Annotated in this window: 2 protein-coding genes; both read right to left on the reverse strand. The window is 40.9% G+C overall.

Features of this window, described 5'->3' with window-relative positions; all coding sequences use genetic code 11:
* Positions 1-249: 249 nt before the first annotated feature.
* The gene (locus ELS82_RS24745; RefSeq protein WP_045608283.1) at positions 250-906 is read right to left on the reverse strand and encodes a DNA-methyltransferase; all 657 of its coding nucleotides are present in this window, start codon (positions 904-906) and stop codon (positions 250-252) included.
* A 7-nt stretch (positions 907-913) separates the two neighbouring features.
* The gene (locus ELS82_RS24750) at positions 914-1195 is read right to left on the reverse strand and encodes a hypothetical protein (RefSeq protein ID WP_053306554.1); all 282 of its coding nucleotides are present in this window, start codon (positions 1193-1195) and stop codon (positions 914-916) included.
* Positions 1196-1615 lie beyond the last annotated feature (420 nt).

The raw sequence follows: 1615 nt of genomic DNA on the forward strand, positions 1-1615 counted from the left end.
TCACCAAAAATAGGCTTCGCTAGTCGACGTTCAACCTCTGCCAACAAAGGCTCTTTCCTTATTTTATTCACTCTTTTTTCCTTTTCTACAATTTCCCTTTTGGGTAGGAATTACCAAATTCACATAACGCCCTGTTAAGGTGTGAGCAGCGCAATACAGAAGCCGCTGCAAACCACCTTAATCACTAAAATCAACGCATAGTAAAAATGCCACGCGTTGCGAATCACTCTTAAACAGATTGTTAGGTTACTATTTTTCGACTCTGCCTTGAAAGTGCTCATGAGCTGCATCTGAAATATCACAACCAATGTAGTTTCGATTTAATTTTTTAGCTGCAACGAGTGTCGAACCAGAGCCAAAAAATGGATCCATTACTAACTCATCTTCAGTGCTACTTTGAGAAATAAGTACCTCAAGTAAGTCTACGGGTTTTTCAGTTGGGTAGCCCCTATAAACCCTTTTTGATTGAAGTATATCAGGCACACCTAAGTCATTGAGCTTACGCTTACCTTTTTCAAAGAAAAGTATGTATTCGTGGCGAGCTCTGTAGTGATAGCCCATACCAATAGTGACTTTGTCCCAAACGATTGGTTTCCAAAATTTAAAACCTACTTTCTCAGCTATTGGCTTAATTACGAACATTGTTTCTTGATCGCAAAATAGATAGAAGTGAGAGTTTTTCTTTAGGACTCGGTACACCTCTTGTAAAAGACTCTCAAACCTTTCATTGGGAAAGATTTGAAACCACTGATTACTTGATGCTTTACTTACCTTTAGCCTTGTCGTAGTCCCAATTTTCCGATGCTTTTCCAATGATTCGTATGGTGGGTCTGTGATAACTAAGTCAACGCTCGCGTCAGCGAGCGTTGAAAGCCATTCAACTGCATCTTCTTTAAAAACTTGCATTGAACCTCTAGATTAAACCGCTACATGTTCGTCCATTACGATAGACATTTGAGGCTACACCTTTAGCAAGCCTGCGGCAATCAATACAGTAACTCTGGTAACCATCAGGATTACGTGCAGTTTTGCGAGCTGGTGTTTTACCAAAGTTAAACGGATATGGATGGAACACATGTTCCCCTCCATTAGCATCGGAACAATGAGGACAAGATTTGTATTTTTGACCAGTTACTGGATCTGTCTTGTGAATCATGCCGATATTTAAGCGTTTACCACAACAATTACATGCCATTTTTATCTCCTATCAACGACTTATACGACCCGATAATAAGAGAAAAAACATATGCAAACTGCGATCTATGCACTCAATTTAGTAACCTAACGCCCTGCTAAGGGGTGAGCAATGCAATACCGAAGCCGCCGCAAACCACCTTAATCACTAAATTCAACGCACAGTAAAAATGCCACGCGTTGCGAATCCCTCTTGAGCAGTTTGTTATGTTTTACCACAAGTTACTGACTTAATTGAGAAAGAACTGCTATTTCAAGCCAGTTTTCTGAACCAAACCACAAGGCAAGAACCAACTTGGCCGCCAAACGCGACTAACCCAAAACCAGTAATTCCACTTCCCTGCCCAATGAGGCAACCCGACTAAGCTTCAACAAACGCCCTGTCTTTCCAACCAAAGCGCAAAACAATAGTGAATTGCCG

Source organism: Vibrio ouci, assembly GCF_004551525.1.
Lineage (GTDB): Bacteria > Pseudomonadota > Gammaproteobacteria > Enterobacterales > Vibrionaceae > Vibrio > Vibrio ouci.